Origin of the sequence: Streptomyces sp. NPDC001728 (assembly GCF_040297565.1) — a bacterium.
Taxonomy (GTDB): domain Bacteria; phylum Actinomycetota; class Actinomycetes; order Streptomycetales; family Streptomycetaceae; genus Streptomyces.
The window spans coordinates 69383-87544 of the sequence record NZ_JBEOZK010000018.1; the positions used below are offsets into that span (position 1 = coordinate 69383).

An 18162-nucleotide genomic window follows, 5' to 3' on the forward strand; every position below is an offset into this window, starting at 1 on the left:
GTCCCCGCCCCGGCGCCGCTCACAGCTTGCGGAACAGGCCCTCCTGGACCACCGACACCAGCAGCCGGCCCTCGCGGTCGTAGATCCGGCCCCGCGCGAGTCCCCGGCCGCCCGTGGCGATCGGGGACTCCTGGTCGTACAGGAACCACTCGTCGGCGCGGAACGGCCGGTGGAACCACATCGCGTGGTCCAGCGAGGCCATGTCGAAGCCGCGCGGCCCCCACAGCGGCTCGACGGGGATCCGTACCGCGTCGAGCAGCGTCATGTCAGAGGCGTACGTCAGGGCGCAGGTGTGGACCAGCGGGTCGTCGCCCAGCGGCCCCACGGCCCGCATCCACACCGCGGAGCGCGGGTCCGCGCCCTTGACCTCGTCCTTGGTCCAGCGCAGCCGCTCCACGTACCGGATGTCGAAGGGCTGGCGGCGGGCCATCCGCTCCAGCGCCTCCGGCAGCGCCCCGAGGTGGTCGCGGATCTCGTCCGCGAGCCTCGGCAGGCTCTCCGGGTCCGTCATGTGCCTCGGCGGCAGCTGGTGCTCGAAGGCACCCTCCTCCGGCAGGTGGAAGGAGGCCGTCAGGTTGAAGATCGTCCGGCCCTCCTGCACCGCCGTGACCCGCCGGGTCGTGAACGTGCGCCCGTCCCGAATCCGCTCGACCTGGTAGACGATCGGCACCCCCGGTCGGCCCGGCCGCAGGAAGTAGGCGTGCAGCGAGTGCACCGGCCGGTCGCCGTCCGTGGTGCGGCCGGCCGCCACCAGGGCCTGCCCGGCGACCTGCCCGCCGAACACCCGCTGCAATGACTCCTGCGGGCTCCGCCCACGGAAGATGTCGACCTCGATCCGCTCCAGGTCGAGCAGGTCGACCAGGCTCTCGGCGGGATTGGTCACGGCGCGTACTCCTCTACAGCTGTCCGACGGCCGTCACACGGAGCACCGCGCGGCCCTCCTCGTCGGAGGCCGAGAGATCCACCTCCGCGCTGATGCCCCAGTCATGGTCGCCGTTCGGGTCGGCGAAGGTCTGCCGGACGCGCCACAGCCCGTGCGCCGCGTCCTCCTCGATGCTGAGCAGCTTCGGGCCGCGCGCGTCCGGACCGGTACCGAGGTCGTCGTACTCGTCCCAGTACGCGTCCATCGCCTCGCCCCACGCGTCGGCGTCCCAGCCGGCCTCGCCGTCCAGCTCGCCCAGCGCGGACAGGTTGTCGAGCGCGGCCAGCTCCACCCGGCGGAACATCGCGTTGCGCACGAGGACCCGGAAGGCGCGGGCGTTGGCCGTGACCGGCTTGACCTGGTCGGCCTTCTCCTGGGCCTCCTCGGCGGTCTGCACCTCCGGGTTGGCCAGCTGCTCCCACTCGTCGAGCAGCGAGGAGTCCACCTGGCGCACCATCTCGCCCAGCCAGGCGATCAGGTCCTCCAGGTCCTCGGTCTTGAGGTCGTCGGGGATGGTGTGGTCGAGCGCCTTGTACGCGCTCGCGAGATAGCGCAGCACGATGCCCTCGGTCCGCGCCAGCTCGTACCAGGAGGTGAACTCGGTGAAGGTCAGCGCCCGTTCGTACATGTCACGGATGACCGACTTCGGCGACACCGGGTGGTCACCGACCCACGGGTGCGACTTCCGGTAGACGTCGTAGGCGTGCCAGAGCAGCTCACCCAGCGGCTTCGGGTACGAGATCTCCTGGAGCCGCTCCATCCGCTCCTCGTACTCGACGCCGTCCGCCTTCATCTGCCCGACGGCCTCGCCACGCGCCTTGTTCTGCATGGCGGCGAGGATCTGGCGCGGGTCGTCGAGCGTCGACTCGACGACGGACACCATGTCCAGGGCGTACGAGGGGGACTCCGGGTCGAGCAGGTCGAAGGCGGCGAGCGCGAACGTCGACAGCGGCTGGTTCAGAGCGAAGTCCTGCTGGAGGTCGACCGTCAGCCGGATCGTGCGGCCCTCGGCGTCCGGGGTGTCCAGCTGCTCCACCACACCGCCGTCGAGCAGCGAGCGGTAGATCGCGATGGCCCGGCGGATGTGCCGCAGCTGGGCCTTGCGCGGCTCGTGGTTGTCCTCCAGGAGCTTGCGCATCGCGTCGAAGGCGTTGCCCGGCCGTGCGATCACCGAGAGCAGCATGATGTTGGTGACCTTGAAGCGGGAGGTCAGCGGCTCGGGCTCGGCGGAGATCAGCCGCTCGAAGGTGGTGTCGCTCCAGGCGACGAAGCCCTCGGGGGCCTTCTTGCGGACCACCTTGCGGCGCTTCTTCGGGTCGTCGCCGGCCTTGGCGAGCGCCTTCTCGTTCTCGATGACGTGCTCGGGGGCCTGCGCCACCACATAGCCGGCGGTGTCGAAGCCCGCCCGGCCCGCCCGGCCCGCGATCTGGTGGAACTCACGGGCCCGCAGGGTGCGCACCCGGTTGCCGTCGTACTTGGTCAGGGCGGTGAAGAGCACCGTACGGATCGGCACGTTCACGCCGACGCCGAGCGTGTCCGTCCCGCAGATCACCTTCAGCAGACCGGCCTGCGCCAGCTTCTCGACGAGCCGCCGGTACTTCGGCAGCATGCCCGCGTGGTGCACGCCGATGCCGTGGCGGACGTAACGCGAGAGGTTCTGGCCGAACTTGGTGGTGAAGCGGAAGTTGCCGATCAGCTCGGCGATCTTGTCCTTCTCCTCGCGCGTGCACATGTTGATGCTCATCAGCGACTGCGCCCGCTCGACCGCCTGCGCCTGCGTGAAGTGCACGATGTAGACCGGTGCCTGCTTGGTCTCCAGGAGCTCGGTCAGCGTCTCCGTGATGGGGGTCAGCACGTACTCGTACGAGAGCGGCACCGGCCGGGTCGCCGAGCGGACCACCGAGGTCGGCTTGCCCGTGCGCCGGGTCAGGTCCTTCTCGAACATCGACATGTCGCCGAGCGTCGCCGACATGAGAACGAACTGCGCCTGGGGGAGTTCCAGGATCGGGATCTGCCACGCCCAGCCGCGGTCCTGCTCGGCGTAGAAGTGGAACTCGTCCATGACGACCTGGCCGATGTCGGCGTACTTGCCGTCCCGCAGCGCGATGGAGGCCAGCACCTCCGCCGTGCAGCAGATCACCGGGGCGTCCGCGTTCACGGAGGCGTCGCCGGTCAGCATGCCGACGTTCTCGGTGCCGAAGAGCTTGCACAGGTCGAAGAACTTCTCCGACACCAGCGCCTTGATCGGCGCGGTGTAGAAGGTCACCTGGTCGTTCGCGAGCGCGGTGAAGTGCGCCCCCGCCGCGACCAGCGACTTTCCCGATCCGGTGGGCGTGGAAAGGATCACGTTGGCCCCGGAGACGACCTCGATCAGCGCCTCTTCCTGGGCCGGGTAGAGCGTGATGCCCCGGTCCTCGGCCCAGGAGGAGAAGGCCTCGAAGAGGGCGTCGGGGTCGGCGGTCGGCGGCAGCTGATCGATAAGGGTCACGCCCCCATCTTGCCCGCATTCCGCTCGGATGAGGGAACCGGCCACCGGATCGAAGATCACGAACGATAGGCTCGTCCGTCGACCGGTCGTCAACTGAGCGCCGGCACGGGAGAAACGGGGCGGGCCAACCATGATGGGACCGGCGCATTCGCTGTCCGGAGCGGCGGCCTGGCTGGGTGTCGGAGCGGCGGCGGCTGCCTTCGACCACCCGATGCCCTGGCCGGTTCTCGTCGTCGGCGCGCTCATCTGCGCGGGCGCCGCCCTCGCCCCGGACCTGGACCACAAGTCGGCGACCATCTCGCGCGCCTTCGGCCCGGTCTCCAAGGGCCTGTGCGAGATCGTCGACAAGCTGTCGTACGCCGTCTACAAGGCGACCCGCTCCTCGGCCGACCCCCGCAGGTCCGGCGGCCACCGGACCCTCACCCACACCTGGCTCTGGGCGGTCCTGATCGGCGGCGGTGCCTCCGTCGCGGCCGTCACCGGCGGTCGCTGGGCGGTCCTGGCGATCCTCTTCGTCCATCTGGTGCTGGCCGTGGAAGGCCTGCTGTGGCGGGCCGCCCGGATGTCCAGCGACGTGCTCGTGTGGCTGCTCGGCGCCACCAGCGCCTGGATCCTCGCGGGCGTCCTCGACAAGCCCGGCAACGGCTCCGACTGGTTCTTCACCGGCCCCGGCCAGGAGTACCTGTGGCTGGGCCTGCCGATCGTGCTCGGCGCGCTCGTCCACGACATCGGCGACGCCCTGACCGTCTCGGGCTGCCCGATCCTCTGGCCCATCCCGGTCGGCCGCAGGCGCTGGTACCCGATCGGCCCGCCGAAGGGCATGCGCTTCCGGGCGGGCAGCTGGGTCGAGCTGAAGGTCCTGATGCCCGTGTTCATGCTCCTGGGCGGGGTGGGCGGGGCCTCCGCGCTCGGGGTCTTCTAGAGATGCGGCACAGGAAGGGGGCCCGCACCGGACATCCGGTGCGGGCCCCCTTCCTCGTACGCCCTCTTGGGCCCTCGTACGTCAGCCGTGCCAGGACCGCCACAGCGCCGCGTACGCCCCGTCCGCGGCGACCAGCTCCTCGTGGCTGCCCAGCTCGCTGATCCTGCCCTCCTCGACCACCGCGATCAGATCGGCGTCGTGCGCGGTGTGCAGCCGGTGCGCGATGGCCACGACCGTCCGCCCGTCCAGGACCCGGGCCAGCGAGCGTTCCAGGTGCCGGGCCGCGCGCGGGTCGAGCAGCGAGGTCGCCTCGTCCAGGACCAGGGTGTGCGGGTCCGCGAGGACCAGCCGGGCCAGCGCGATCTGCTGGGCCTGCGCCGGGGTCAGCGACCGGCCGCCCGAACCGACCTCCGTGTCCAGGCCCTCGTCGAGGCCCCGGGCCCAGACCTCCGCGTCCACCGCCGTGAGCGCGGCCCACAGCTCGGTGTCGGTGGCGCCGGTCCTGGCCAGGAGGAGGTTGTCGCGGAGCGAGCCCACGAAGACATGGTGCTCCTGGTTGACCAGGGCCACGTGCTCGCGGACCCGCTCGGCGGGCATCCGGGCCAGTTCGGCGGCGCCGAGGGTGACCGTGCCCGTCCTCGGGGCGTAGATCCCCGCGAGCAGCCGGCCGAGGGTGGACTTGCCCGCGCCGGACGGGCCGACCAGGGCGAGCCGGGTGCCCGGAGCCACCGTCAGGGTCACCTCGTGCAGCACGTCGGCGCCCTCGCGGTAGCCGAACCGGACCTCGTCCGCGCGGACCGCCCGGCCCTCCGGCCGTACCTCCGCGTCGCCCGCCTCCGGCTCGATGTCCCGGACGCCGACGAGCCGGGCCAGCGACACCTGCGCGACCTGGAGCTCGTCGTACCAGCGCAGCACGATCCCGATCGGGTCGACCAGCATCTGCGAGAGCAGCGCGCCCGTGGTCAGCTGCCCCACGTCGATCCAGCCCTGGAGCACGAACACCCCGCCGAACAGCAGCACCGCGCACAGCACCGTCGTATGGGTGAGGTTGACGACGGGGAAGAGCACCGAGCGCAGGAACAACGTGTACCTTTCCCACGCCACCCATTCCGAGATCCGGCGGTCCGAGAGCGCGATCCGGCGGGCGCCGAGGCGGTGGCTCTCCACCGTGCGGCCCGCGTCGACCGTCTCGGCGAGCGCGGCGGCCACCGCCGCGTATCCCGCGGACTCCGAGCGGTAGGCGGACGGCGCCCGCTTGAAGTACCACCGGGCGCCCACGATCAGCAGAGGCGCGGCGAGCAGCGCGGCCAGCGCCAGCGGCGGCGCCGTCACGGCGAGGCCGCCGAGCAGCAGCCCCGCCCAGACGACGCCGATGGCCAGCTGCGGCACGGCCTCGCGCATCGCGTTGGAGAGCCGGTCGACGTCCGTGGTGATCCGGGAGAGCAGATCGCCGGTCCCGGCCCGTTCGAGCACGCCCGGCGGCAGTCCGACCGCGCGGACGAGGAAGTCCTCGCGCAGGTCCGCGAGCATCTCCTCACCCAGCATCGCCCCGCGCAGCCGGACCAGCCGCACGAACACGGTCTGGACGAGCAGGGCGACCGCGAACAGCGCGACCGTACGCTCCAGATGGAGGTCACGCGCCCCGTCCGCGAGGCCGTCCACCACCGATCCCAGCAGGTACGGGCCGGCCATCGAGGCGATCACGGAGACCGCGTTCACCCCGATGAGCAGAGCGAACGCCCGGCGGTGCCGGCGCAGCAGCTCGCGGACGTAGCCGCGGACGGTGGCGGCCCTCGCGACGGGCAGCGTCGTCGCCGTCTTCGGGGCCGCCGGGTCGTACTCCGGAGGCACCAGGCCGATCATGCCGATTCCCCTTCCAGTGCTTCGAGTTCGCCCGCGCCGCGGGCCGCGGTGGCGAGCTCCTCCTCGGTCTCGCGGGTGACGACGGCGCGGTAGCGGGGCTCCGCGGCGAGCAGCGCCCGGTGGGTGCCGACGGCGACCGCCTGCCCCTCGTGCACCAGGACCACCCGGTCGGCGCGGTCCAGGAGCAGCGGCGAGGAGGCGAGGACCACGGTGGTCCTGGTCCTGCGCAGCTCCCTGATGCCGGTGGCGACGGCGGCCTCGGTGTGGGCGTCGACCGCCGAGGTGGGTTCGTCGAGGACGAGCACCTCCGGGTCGGCCACCAGGGACCGGGCGAGCGCGAGACGCTGGCGCTGGCCGCCGGAAAGCGACCGGCCGCGCTCGGTGATGCGGGTGCGCATAGGGTCCCCGTCGGTGTCCACGGAGGCCTGGGCGAGGGCGTCGAGGACGTCCTCGCACCGGGCGGCGGCGAGCGCCGCCCCAGCCGTGACGCCGCCCGAGGCGGGCACGTCGAGCAGTTCGCGCAGGGTGCCCGAGAGCAGCACCGGGTCCTTGTCCTGGACGAGGACGACGGTACGGGCGTCCGTCAGCGGCAGTTCGTCGAGCGGCACCCCACCGAGCAGCACCGAGGTGTGGTCGGCGTCCGGTTCGGCGGGGTGCCCGCCGAGCCGGTCCGCGAGCCTTCCGGCCACGTCCGGATCGCCGCAGACCACGGCCGTGAGGAGGCCGGCCGGGGCACGCAGCCCGGTCAGCGGGTCGTACAGGTCGCCGCTCGCCTTCCGCTCCCCGTCCCCGATCGTGGCGGTGCTCGTACGGCCGAGGGCGAGCACCCGGGCGGCCCGCTTCGCGGAGGGCCGAGAGAAGGAGTACGCCATCGCGATCTCCTCGAAGTTGCGCAGAGCGTGATGGGTGAGGGCCACGGCGCTGTAGACCGTGACCAGCTCGCCGACCCCGATCCGCCCGTCGAGCGCGAGCCGGGTCCCGTACGCCACCACGCCGATCATCAGCAGGCCCGGCAGCACGACCTGGACGGCGGCGATCAGCGCCCACATCCGGGCGCTGTGCACGGCCGCCGCGCGGACCTCCTGGGAGGCGGCGCGGTAGCGGCCGAGGAACAGCTCCTCGCCGCCGATGCCGCGCAGCACCCGGAGCCCGGCGACGGTGTCGGAGGCCAGCTCGGTGGCCTTGCCCGCCTTCTCGCGCTGGACGTCCGCCCGGCGGGTCGCGCGGGGGAGCAGCGGCAGCACGGCGAGCGCGATGACGGGGAGGCCGACGGCGACCAGGATTCCCAGGGCCGGCTGGTAGACGACGAGGCCCACACAGATGACCACCAGGACGACGGCTGCCGCGGCGAAGCGGGACAGGGCCTCGACGAACCACCCGATCTTCTCGACGTCGCCGGTGGAGACGGCCACCACCTCGCCCGCGGCGACCCGCCGGGTCAGCACGGAGCCCAGTTCGGCGGTCTTGCGGGAGAGGAGCTGCTGCACCCGGGCGGCGGCGGTGATCCAGTTGGTGATGGCGGTGCGGTGCAGCATCACGTCGCCGAGGGAGATGGCGGCCCCGAGCGCCACGAGCAGCACCCCGGCGAGCGCGAGCCGTCCGCCGTCGCGGTCGACGACGGCCTGGACGGCGATGCCGATGCCGAGCGGAAGACCGGCGATGCCCAGATGGTGCAGCAGCCCCCAGAGCAGGGACTTCACCTGCCCGCCGAGCTGCTGACGGCCGAGCCAGACGAGGAACCGGCTGCCCGAACGGACATCGGGGACCCCTGGGTCGGCATAGGGAAGATCTCGAATCTGCATGGCGTCCCAGGGTCTCCGGGTCTCGTCTGGGGGAACGCGCGCCGGGGGTGTGCGACGGCGGTGTGGAAACCGTGCAAGGTTCGCGGTTTCCTCGGGGACCGGCAATCGATTTTCCCCAAGAGGGAACAGATCGCGCCATGTCCGCTCATCGTCCTCTGGACCGCGCCGCACGACCGCGCTTCACTTCCGCCCCATGAGATCACTCAAGATCATGAGCATGCTCGGCGGCCTGGTCCTCGCCGCCGGGGCCCTGCTCGGCGCGCACCCGGCCGCCGCCGAGGGCCCGAACGGCCCGACGCCCCCGGCCGAGTTCACCAGCGACTGGCACGACCCGGTCACCGCCGCCCCGCCCGTCGGCGCCCCCGGAACCCGTAGCTGCGAGGTCACCCTCGCCGCCGCACAGTTCCGCGACTTCACCCCCTACCAGGGGAGTTACACCCCGCCCAAGGAGTGCGGCACCCGCTGGAACAAGGTCGTCCTCCGTCTGGAAGGAAAGGTGAAGGGCCGCCAGTACGACCGGCTCGGCCACCTCTCCGTCGGCGGCGTGGAGATCCTCCGCACCTCCACGCCCCAGCCCTCGCCCGACGGCATCGCCTGGTCGGTCGAGAAGGACGTCACCCGCTACCGCGACACCCTCAGCCGTCCGGGGCCCGTCGAGATGCTCATCGGCAATGTCGTGAACGAGACCTACACCGGGGTCATCGACGTCCGCGTCACCCTCACCTTCCACACCGCCCAGGGCCGGGTGAGGCCCGCCGCCGGCACCCCCGACCGGGTCGTCCCGCTCACCGGCTCCACCCTCATCACCCCGCGCAACACCGAACGCGTCCTCGCCGAGGTGTACGCCACCGGCTCCGGCGGCGGCTGCGAGGAGTACTGGTACCTCTCCGTCCCCGACGCCGCCCCCTACTCCTGCCGGGCGACCGGCGGACCGCACCGGGAGGTCCGCGTCTCCGTCGACGGACGTCTCGCCGGCATCGCCGCCCCCTTCCCCACCGTCTGGACCGGCGGCTGGTCCAACCCCTTTCTCTGGTACGTCACCCCCGGGCCGCGCGCCTTCGACGTCCAGCCGATCGTCTACGACCTGACCCCGTTCGCCGCGCTCCTCAACGACGGGAACGCCCACCGCGTGGAGGTCGCCGTCGCCGGGGTCCCGGCGGACCTCGCCGGCTGGTCCACCCCGACCAACGTGCTGCTCTGGCAGGACGAGGGCAGCGAGGTCGTCACCGGCGGCCTCGACCGCCACGAGGAGAGCGACCCGAGCAACTCGTCCGTGTACACGGCGGGTTCGCCGCACCGGGTCGACACGGCGGCGAGCCACCGGCTCACCGTCGGGGGCCACCTGAACACCTCGCACGGCCGGGTCGACACCACCGTGAGCCGGACCGTCACCAGTGACTCCGTCCACCGCTGGGGCCCGGACGAGAACCCGGACGCGTTCACCGCGCGCTGGACCGACCGGGAGACCGTGACCTCGGGCAGGACCGTCACCCGCACCGACCGGACGTACACCATGGACGGCGAGACCACGATCGGCGCCGGTGACCGGCTGCGGACGGTCCTCACCCTCGGGGACCGCGCCGACACCGCCGTCGTGCGCGACGGGCGACGCCTCTCCTGGTCGCGGCTCGACGACACGTACACCGGGGACGCGACGTACACCACGGGCGTACCGCGCGACCAGCGGCACGCGGTCGGCACCACCACCGAGCGCTACCGGCTGTACGGCTCGGCGGGCTGCTACGACCGGAGCCTGACGGCCGTTCAGGGGACGCTCACCGAGGACCTGCGGCGCTGCTGAACACGATGGTGCCCGGCCCCCGGCGGGGAGCCGGGCACCGCACACCTCAGGCGGGCCGCGCCGAGTCCATCCCCGCGCGGGCCTTGCGCCACTCGCCCCGGGTGAAGTCGGGGATCTCCTGCGGCGCGCCCTTCGCCTTGATCGAGGCGTGGCTGAGCGGCACCGGAGCCGTCCAGGTGGCCGCGTCGTAGACGTCGAAGTCCGGTACGAGCCCCAGTTGCACGCACTGCATCAGGCGGTAGACCATGATGTAGTCCATGCCGCCGTGGCCGCCCGGCGGGTTGGCGTGGTCCTTCCACAGCCAGTGGTCGAACTCGCCGGCGTACGCCGAGAAGTCACCCCACTGGTCGTTCCGGTGGTCGGGCTCGATGTAGATCCGCTCCGGATAGTCCTCGAACACGCCCCGCGTGCCGCCCAGGCTGTTGATCCTGCTGTACGGGTGCGGGGTGGAGACGTCGTGCTCCAGGCGGATCACCCGGCCCATGGCCGTCTGGACCAGACTGATCGTCCGGTCGCTCTCGATATATGTCTCCTTCCAGCTCGGGTCGCCGGACGGCATGTGCTCCGCCCGGTACTCGGCGAGGCCGAGCGCCGGGGTGCCGAAGCTGCTGATGCTCACCACCCGGTCGCCCCGGTTGACGTCCATGTAGTTGGCGACCGGACCGAAGCCGTGGTTGGGGTACAGGTCCCCGCGCAGCCTGGTGTGCCAGAGGCGGCGCCACGGGCCCTCGTAGTACGTGGGGGAGAACATCAGCCCCCGCAGGTCGTGGTTGTACGCCCCCGCCCCGTGCAGCAGCCGGCCGAACTTCCCGGCGTGCGCCATCCGCAGCACCCGCAGCTCGTTCCGGCCGTAGCAGCAGTTCTCCAGCTGCATGCAGTGGCGGCGGGTCTGCTCCGAGAGGTCCACCAGCTCCCACAGCTCTTCGAGCCGCATCGCGATCGGACACTCCACGCCGACGTGCTTGCCGTTCAGCATCGCGGCCCGCGCGATGGCGAAGTGACTGTCCCAGGGGGTGGCCACATGGACGAAGTCGATGTCGGAGCGGGCGCAGAGGTTCTCGTAGTCCTCCTCGCCGTGGGTGTACACGGCGGGCGCGGGCTGCCCCGCGGCGACGACCTTCGCGGCGGCACGCTCGGCCTTCTCGCGCACCGGGTCGCAGACGGCGACCACCCGCACCCACGGGAGGGCGAGATAGAGGCCGATCATGCCGTTGCCCCGGTTGCCGAGGCCGATCAGTCCGACACGGACGGTGGAACGGCCCTCGAAGGGCACCCCGGCCATGGTGGCACCCCGGCGGCTGGGGACGGTGGCCGATCCGGCGGCGGTCTCCGGTGGCGCCGCCGGGGCCGCCGCGGCGGCGGTCTGGGCGTCGATGCCGCCGAGGGCGCCGATACCGAGGCCCGTGCCGGCCGCGGCGGTGCTCCTGAGGACCTTGCGGCGGCTCGGGACGTGCGGACTCTGCTCGTTCATGGAACCTCCCGGACGGTGTGCACGGCTGTTTCATGAATCCCGCACAGGACCCTGGCCCTGGTGTCCGACGGCGCGCAAGGGCGCCGACAGGACTCTCGTGACGGGTAGTTGGACTTTACTGTTCCGGATCTCCCGTCGAGCCGTAGCGAACGCCGACCGTCACCCGAACATACGAAGGGCTCCTCACCGGCCGGGGTGAGGAGCCCTTCGTCCTGGGCTTTGTGACGTACGGTCAGGGCTGAGCCGCTGACGTACGGTCAGGGGCGCGTCGCGCGCTCCAGGGCCAGCAGCACCGATCCGTACGTGCGGCCCGTCGCCCGGTCCATCCCGATCTCGCACATCCGGTTGGCCGAGAGATGCGCGTCGAACGGGCGGGAGGTGACCTCGGCCGCCTCCCTGGCCGTCGCCGACTCCGTCAGCTCCGGGTGCAGCATCCCCCGGTCACCCGCGAAGGCGCAGCAGCCGGCGTCGACGGGTACGACGACCTCCTCCGCGCAGGCCCCGGCCAGCTCGGTCAGCCGGTCCTCGTCGCCCAGATGCCGCATCGAGCAGGTCGGATGGACCACGGCGGACGCGACCCGGCGGCGTACGTCGAGCCGCGGGAGCAGCTCGTCCGCCGCCCACACCAGCGAGTCCAGCACGGTCAGCTCGGCGTGCAGCTCCCGGTTGTCCGCCGTCAGGTACGGCACCACCTCGTGCGCGATGCCGAGCGTGCACGAGGAGGCGTCCACCACCAGCGGCAGCTTGCCGCCGGCCGTCCAGCCCCAGGCCGCCTCGACGATCCGGTTGGCCATCACCTCGTTGCCCCGCTGGTACCCCTTGGAGTGCCAGATCGTCGCGCAGCAGGTTCCGGCCACGTCCTCGGGGATCCACACCGGCCGCCCGGCCCGCGCCGACACCGCGACCACGGCCTCGGGCAGCGAAGGGCCCGGCTCGCCCTCCGGACCGCCGAAGATGCGGTTCACACAGGCCGGGTAGTAGACGGCGGAGGCCGAAGGCCGGTGCGTGCGGGGCAGCCGCCGCGCCGCCGCCCCGGGGATCTCCGGCAGCCACTCCGGTACCAGGTCGGGGCGGACGGCCCTGCGGGCCAGGCCCGTCACCGATTCCAGGACCCGGTCGCCGATCCGGTCGGCGGCGCCGACCGCGAGCCGGGCGGCGGCCTCCACCGCCCGGAAGTTCTTCGCGGCCAGGGCGGCGACCCGCTCCTCGCGCGGCGAGTGCCGCTCGTACCGGAACTCCTTCATCAGCGCCCCGGTGTCGATGCCCACCGGGCAGGCCAGCTTGCAGGTGGAGTCCCCGGCGCAGGTGTCGACGGCGTCGTAGCCGTACGACTCCAGGAGGCGGGCCTCGACGGGGGAGCGGTCGGCCTGCCGCATCATCTCCCGGCGCAGCACGATCCGCTGGCGCGGAGTGGTCGTCAGGTCATGGCTGGGGCAGGTCGGTTCGCAGAAGCCGCACTCGATGCAGGGATCGGCGATCGGCTCCACCGCCGGGATCGTCTTCAGACCGCGCAGATGGGCCTGCGGGTCCCGGTCGAGGACGATCCTCGGGGCGAGCACCCCGCCGGGGTCGATCGCCTCCTTGACCCGCCACATCAGCTCGGTCGCCTTCGTGCCCCACTCCAGCTCCAGGAAGGGAGCGATGTTGCGCCCGGTGGCGTGCTCCGCCTTCAGCGAGCCGTCGAAGCGCTCCACGGTCACCTTGCAGAACTCGTCCATGAAGGCCGCGTACCGCTCGACGTCGGAGGGGTCGGCCGCGTCGAAGGCCAGCAGGAAGTGGAGGTTGCCGTGCGCGGCGTGACCGGCCACGGCCGCGTCGAATCCGTGCCGCGACTGGAGTTCGAGCAGGGTCGCGCAGGCCTCCGCCAGGCGGGCGGGGGGCACCGCGAAGTCCTCGGTGATCAGGGTGGTGCCGGAGGGCCGCGAACCGCCGACGGCCGTCACGAAGGCCTTGCGGGCCTTCCAGTAGCCGGAGATCTTCCCCGGGTCTCGGGTGAACGCGTTCTCCACGGAGGCCACCGGGGCCACCAGGTCGAGCCCGGTGAGGACCCCGGCCGCCGCCCGCTCGTACGCCTCGCGCGCCGCCGCGTCCGGCGCCCGGAACTCGACCAGCAGCGCCGCCGTCTCCTTGGGCAGCTCCGCCCAGTCCGCCGGGACGCCCGCCACGCTCACCGAGGCCCGCAGCGTGTTGCCGTCCATCAGCTCCACGGCGAGCGCCCCGGCCTCGTTGAACAGGGGCACGGCCTCCGCCGCCGCCGGCAGCGAGGGGAAGAAGAGCAGCGCCGTGGACACCTCGCGGTCCAGCGGCAGCGTGTCGAAGACGACCTCCGAGATGAAGCCGAAGGTGCCCTCGGAGCCGACCATGAGGCCCCGCAGGATCTCGGTGGGCGTCGCGCCGTCGAGGAAGGCGTCGAGCCGGTAGCCGTTGGTGTTCTTGATGGCGTACTTGGCCCGGATCCGGGCGGTCAGCCCGGCGTCCGCCTCGATCTCCGCCTTGAGCGCCGCCAGCTCCGCGCACAGTCGGGGCTCGGCGCGCGCCAGCTCCTCGTCGGCGTCCGGGTCGGCGGTGTCCACCACGGTCCCGCTCGGCAGCACCACGGTGAGCGAGGAGACGGTCCGGTACGAGTTCCGGGTCGTGCCCGCGGTCATGCCCGAGGCGTTGTTGGCGACGACCCCGCCGATCGTGCAGGCGATGGCGCTCGCCGGGTCGGGCCCCAGGACCCGCCCGTGCGGGGCGAGCGAGGCGTTGGCCCTTACGACGGTGGTGCCGGGACGGATCCGGGCGCGCGCACCGCCGTCCAGGACCTCGACGCCCACCCAGTGGCGGCGCACGTCGACGAGGATGTCCTCGCCCTGCGCCTGGCCGTTGAGGCTGGTCCCCGCCGCCCGGAAGACGACCTCGCGGCCCTTGCCGTGCGCGTACGACAGGACGGCGGAGATGTCGTCGATGTCCTCGGCGACCACGACGACCTGCGGGACGAAGCGGTAGGGGCTGGCGTCCGAGGCGTAGCGGACCAGGTCGGAGATCTTCGACAGGACCTTCTCCGGGCCGAGCAGCTCGGTCAGCTCCTCGCGCAGCCGCCTGGGCGTGCCCCGGGCCTGGAGCTCCGGCACGCGGTCCGGGGCCGGGGTCCGCTTCGTCCCGGGGCGCAGGGCCTGCGGGTTCGGCTCAAGCAGCGGCATGTCACGGCTCCCCTTCGGCGCGCGGGCCCCCGGCTCCCGGGGAATGCCCCTGCCGGTGCGGGCAGGACACCCCCGGGGGTCAGCAGCCGCCCTCCGGGCCCGGGTCGACCAGGGCGGACAGCAGACCTCCGAGTTCCTCGCGCTGTTCGACGGTCAATGGAGCAAGGATGTCCTCTGCGGCCGCCCGGCGCGCGCTGCGCAGCTCACGCAGCGTGGCGCGCCCCTCGTCGGTGAGCTCGATCCGGACCACCCGGCGGCTGTTCGGGTCGGGCACCCGGCGGACCCGGCCGACGGCCTCCAGACCGTCGACGAGACTGGTCACCGCGCGCGGGACGACTTCGAGGCGGGCCGCGAGGTCGGCCATCCGGGGCGGTTCGCCGAAGTGCGCGACGGTCCGCAGCAGCCGTGACTGGGCGGGTGTGATGCCGACCGGTTCGAGGTGGCGCTTCTGGATGCGGTGCAGGCGCCGGGTGAGCCGGAGGAGCTGCTCGGCGAGGAGGCCGTCGGCGTCGGGTTCCCCCGGACGGTCGAATACGGTCGGGACGGCGGAGGTGCTCATACGGGAACAATATCAGGACCCTGCTCATTGTGAGTATAGGTAACAATGAGCTATGCTCTCATCGGCATCACCGCACCCTCGAAGGAGCCCATGCGCCCCCACGACCAGTCCGACTGGACGCCCCCGCCCCGCGACTCCGCCCAGCCCAAGGAGCCCGCGCAGCTGCGGCGCATCCTCGGGCTCTTCCGCCCCTACCGCGCGCGCCTCGTGCTCGTCGGCCTCCTGGTCGGCGCCGCCTCGCTCGTCTCGGTCGCCTCGCCCTTCCTGCTCAGGGAGATCCTGGACACCGCGATCCCCCAGGGCCGCACCGGGCTGCTCAGCCTGCTCGCCCTCGGCATGATCGCCACCGCCGTCCTGACCAGCGTCTTCGGCGTGCTCCAGACCCTGATCTCCACCACCGTCGGCCAGCGCGTCATGCACGACCTGCGCACCGGGGTGTACGAGCAGCTCCAGCGGATGCCGCTGGCCTTCTTCACCCGGACCCGCACCGGCGAGGTCCAGTCCCGCATCGCCAACGACATCGGCGGCATGCAGGCGACGGTGACCTCCACGGCCACCTCCCTCGTCTCCAACCTCACCGCCGTCGTCGCGACCGTCGTCGCCATGCTCGCCCTCGACTGGCGCCTCACCGTCGTCTCGCTGCTCCTGCTGCCCGTCTTCGTCTGGATCAGCCGGCGCGTGGGCCGCGAGCGCAAGCGGATCACCACCCAGCGCCAGAAGCAGATGGCGGCCATGGCCGCGACCGTCACCGAGTCCCTCTCGGTCAGCGGCATCCTGCTCGGCCGCACCATGGGCCGCGCCGACTCGCTGAGCAAGTCCTTCGCCGAGGAGTCCGAGCGGCTCGTCGGCCTCGAAGTGCGCTCCTCCATGGCCGGACGGTGGCGGATGTCCACCATCGGCATCGTCATGGCCGCGATGCCCGCCCTGATCTACTGGGCCGCCGGCATCGCCCTCGGCTCGGGCGGCACCGCGATCTCGCTCGGCACGCTGGTCGCCTTCGTCTCGCTCCAGCAGGGCCTGTTCCGGCCCGCCGTCAGCCTGCTCTCCACCGGTGTGCAGATGCAGACCTCCCTCGCGCTCTTCCAGCGCATCTTCGAGTACCTCGACCTGCCCGTGGACATCACCGAGCCCGCCGAGCCCGTCCGGCTCCCCGAGGTCCGGGGCGAGGTCTCCTTCGAGAAGGTCGTGTTCCGTTACGACCCCGAGGGCGCGGGCCGCGCCACCCTCGACGGCATCGACCTGACCGTCCCCGCCGGGGGCAGCCTGGCCGTCGTCGGCCCCACCGGCTCCGGCAAGTCGACCCTCAGCTATCTGGTGCCCCGGCTGTACGACGTGACCGACGGCCGCGTCACGCTCGACGGCGTCGACGTGCGCGACCTGGACTTCGAGACGCTGGCCCGCGCGGTGGGCGTCGTCTCCCAGGAGACGTACCTGTTCCACGCCTCCGTCGCCGACAACCTCCGCTTCGCCAAGCCGGACGCCACCGACGAGGAGATCGAGGCCGCCGCGCGTGCCGCCCAGATCCATGAGCACATCGCCTCCCTGCCCGACGGGTACGACACCCTGGTCGGCGAGCGCGGCTACCGCTTCTCGGGCGGCGAGAAGCAGCGCCTGGCCATCGCCCGGACCATCCTGCGCGACCCGCCGGTGCTGATCCTCGACGAGGCGACCAGCGCCCTCGACACCCGTACGGAACACGCCGTGCAGCAGGCCATCGACGCCCTGTCGGCCGGCCGCACCACGATCACCATCGCCCACCGGCTCTCCACCGTCCGCGACGCCGACCAGATCGTCGTCCTGGAGGCGGGCCGGATCGCCGAGCGCGGCACCCATGAGGAACTGCTCGCGCGTGACGGGCGGTACGCGGCGCTGGTCCGCCGGGACGCGCGGAGCGTCCTGGACACCACGAGCGGTGGCGAACAAACGAACGTGGGAGCGGTTGTTCCCCAGAACGTGTGATCGTTCCGGGATTCGTTGCCCAACTCCCTTACGGCATCGGAAGATTGCGTTGTGCGATCGACGGGCTGCAGACCGTGACCGCGCAGTCCCACTGATGTACCTGTACGAGGAGAAGCACCACCATGAACGTCATCACCAACCTGCTCGCCGGCGTCCTCCACTTCCTGGGATGGCTCGTCTGACGATCGCAGTGCCCGGCGCCGTCGGTCCCCCGTCCCAGGGGGTCGGCGGCGCCGCCGCGTGCGCGGTTCCCCGGATTCCGGTTCGAGCCGGGTTAGCGTGCGGCCATGACGTACCGGCCGCCGTCACCGTACGCACCCCCACGCCGCCGCTCCCGGCTCCCGTCCCTGCCCCGGGGGCCCCGTCCGCCCCGCCGCCCCCGCCTCACCCGGCGCGGCCGGCTGGCACTGCTCCTCGGGGCCGTCCTCGCCGTCGCCGCCGCGATCACCGTTCCGCTGCTCCTGACGCAGGACGAACCGGCCGTCGAGCAGCCCCGTACGCTCCTCGTCCCCGAGGGCTGGCGGGCCGGCCAGGTCTACACGGCCGTCGACCGGGCCCTCGGACTGCCCGAGGGGACCGCGCGGAAGACCGCGACCGCTCCCGGCACCTCCCTGGCACTGCCCCCGGCCGCCGGCGGCAACCCCGAGGGCTATCTGTTCCCCGCGACGTATCCCGTGCTCGGCGCCACCACCCCCCAGGGGCTGCTGCGCTTCATGGTGGACACGGCGGCCAAGCGGTTCGGGGCGGCGCGGATCGTCGAGGGGGCGAAGGCACACGGCCTCAGCGTCTACCAGACGGTGATCGCGGCCAGCGTCGTGCAGGCCGAGGCCGACAATCCGGAGGACATGGCGAAGGTCGCCCGCGTCGTTCACAACCGGCTGGCCCGGGGCATGGCCCTCCAGATGGACTCGACCCTCAACTACGCGCTGGGCCGCAGCACCGTGGACACGACGTACGAGGACACCCGGAGCACGAGCCCGTACAACACCTACGAACGCAAGGGCCTGCCGCCGACGCCGATCGGCAACCCGGGCGACGAGGCGCTCGACGCGGTGATCCGCCCGGCGGACGGCGACTGGCTCTACTTCGTCACGGTGGCCCCCGGCGACACCCGCTTCACGGCCGACTACGCGGCCCACCAGGCGAACGTGGCCGAGTTCAACGCGAACCGGGGCGCGGAGAAGAGCTGAGAC

At 72.3% G+C, this 18162-nt stretch carries 11 protein-coding genes; 4 read left to right on the forward strand and 7 right to left on the reverse strand.

From position 1 onward, the window contains the following. Positions 1–19: 19 nt before the first annotated feature. A complete protein-coding gene (locus ABT154_RS24705; protein ID WP_351859116.1) occupies positions 20–883 on the reverse strand; it encodes an acyl-CoA thioesterase in 864 nt (287 codons plus the stop codon). A 13-nt stretch (positions 884–896) separates the two neighbouring features. Next, complete coding sequence (locus ABT154_RS24710; RefSeq protein ID WP_351859118.1) at positions 897–3470, reverse strand: DEAD/DEAH box helicase; 2574 nt, start codon at positions 3468–3470, stop codon at positions 897–899. Between the two features lie 70 nt (positions 3471–3540). Here ABT154_RS24710 and ABT154_RS24715 point away from each other — a divergent pair, with 70 nt between their 5' ends. Next, on the forward strand, positions 3541–4332 hold the full coding sequence (locus tag ABT154_RS24715; protein WP_351859120.1) for a metal-dependent hydrolase: 792 nt from the start codon (positions 3541–3543) through the stop codon (positions 4330–4332). Positions 4333–4413: 81 nt separating this feature from the next. Here ABT154_RS24715 and ABT154_RS24720 read toward each other — a convergent pair whose 3' ends face one another. Together ABT154_RS24720 and ABT154_RS24725 are read right to left on the reverse strand one after the other, a co-directional pair. Then, positions 4414–6195, reverse strand: a complete 1782-nt coding sequence (locus tag ABT154_RS24720) for an ABC transporter ATP-binding protein (protein WP_351859122.1) — start codon at positions 6193–6195, stop codon at positions 4414–4416. Next, a complete protein-coding gene (locus ABT154_RS24725) occupies positions 6192–7997 on the reverse strand; it encodes an ABC transporter transmembrane domain-containing protein (protein ID WP_351859123.1) in 1806 nt (601 codons plus the stop codon). The genes ABT154_RS24720 and ABT154_RS24725 overlap by 4 nt, the downstream gene beginning before the upstream one ends. 193 nt (positions 7998–8190) lie before the next feature. On the opposite strand from ABT154_RS24725, the gene ABT154_RS24730 reads away from it, so the two are divergent. After that, positions 8191–9798 (forward strand): peptide-N4-asparagine amidase, encoded by a 1608-nt coding sequence (locus ABT154_RS24730; RefSeq protein WP_351859125.1) that lies wholly within the window; start codon positions 8191–8193, stop codon positions 9796–9798. A gap of 46 nt (positions 9799–9844) precedes the next feature. Here the strand turns inward: ABT154_RS24730 and ABT154_RS24735 are convergent, their stop codons facing one another. The 3 genes from ABT154_RS24735 to ABT154_RS24745 form a co-directional block, all read right to left on the reverse strand. Further along, a complete protein-coding gene (locus ABT154_RS24735) occupies positions 9845–11269 on the reverse strand; it encodes a Gfo/Idh/MocA family protein (RefSeq protein WP_351859127.1) in 1425 nt (474 codons plus the stop codon). Positions 11270–11526: 257 nt separating this feature from the next. Then, positions 11527–14451: an FAD-binding and (Fe-S)-binding domain-containing protein gene (locus ABT154_RS24740; RefSeq protein WP_351859128.1), complete on the reverse strand. Its 2925-nt coding sequence runs from the start codon at positions 14449–14451 to the stop codon at positions 11527–11529. A 79-nt stretch (positions 14452–14530) separates the two neighbouring features. After that, a complete protein-coding gene (locus tag ABT154_RS24745; protein WP_351859130.1) occupies positions 14531–15010 on the reverse strand; it encodes a MarR family winged helix-turn-helix transcriptional regulator in 480 nt (159 codons plus the stop codon). A 90-nt stretch (positions 15011–15100) separates the two neighbouring features. Between ABT154_RS24745 and ABT154_RS24750 the strand changes: the two genes are divergently transcribed. Both ABT154_RS24750 and mltG read left to right on the forward strand, forming a co-directional pair. Further along, positions 15101–16969, forward strand: a complete 1869-nt coding sequence (locus ABT154_RS24750) for an ABC transporter ATP-binding protein (protein WP_351859252.1) — start codon at positions 15101–15103, stop codon at positions 16967–16969. A gap of 287 nt (positions 16970–17256) precedes the next feature. Further along, the gene (gene mltG, locus ABT154_RS24755) at positions 17257–18159 is read left to right on the forward strand and encodes an endolytic transglycosylase MltG (protein ID WP_351859132.1); all 903 of its coding nucleotides are present in this window, start codon (positions 17257–17259) and stop codon (positions 18157–18159) included. Positions 18160–18162 lie beyond the last annotated feature (3 nt).

Excerpts from the sequence above, each read along its gene's own strand:
- ABT154_RS24715 (WP_351859120.1), top strand. The coding sequence starts at position 3,541 with ATGATGGGACCGGCGCATTCGCTGTCCGGAGCGGCGGCCTGGCTGGGT.
- ABT154_RS24720 (WP_351859122.1), bottom strand. The coding sequence starts at position 6,195 with ATGATCGGCCTGGTGCCTCCGGAGTACGACCCGGCGGCCCCGAAGACG.
- ABT154_RS24725 (WP_351859123.1), bottom strand. The coding sequence starts at position 7,997 with ATGCAGATTCGAGATCTTCCCTATGCCGACCCAGGGGTCCCCGATGTC.
- ABT154_RS24730 (WP_351859125.1), top strand. The coding sequence starts at position 8,191 with ATGAGATCACTCAAGATCATGAGCATGCTCGGCGGCCTGGTCCTCGCC.
- ABT154_RS24735 (WP_351859127.1), bottom strand. The coding sequence starts at position 11,269 with ATGAACGAGCAGAGTCCGCACGTCCCGAGCCGCCGCAAGGTCCTCAGG.
- ABT154_RS24740 (WP_351859128.1), bottom strand. The coding sequence starts at position 14,451 with ATGCCGCTGCTTGAGCCGAACCCGCAGGCCCTGCGCCCCGGGACGAAG.
- ABT154_RS24745 (WP_351859130.1), bottom strand. The coding sequence starts at position 15,010 with ATGAGCACCTCCGCCGTCCCGACCGTATTCGACCGTCCGGGGGAACCC.
- ABT154_RS24750 (WP_351859252.1), top strand. The coding sequence starts at position 15,101 with ATGCGCCCCCACGACCAGTCCGACTGGACGCCCCCGCCCCGCGACTCC.
- mltG (WP_351859132.1), top strand. The coding sequence starts at position 17,257 with ATGACGTACCGGCCGCCGTCACCGTACGCACCCCCACGCCGCCGCTCC.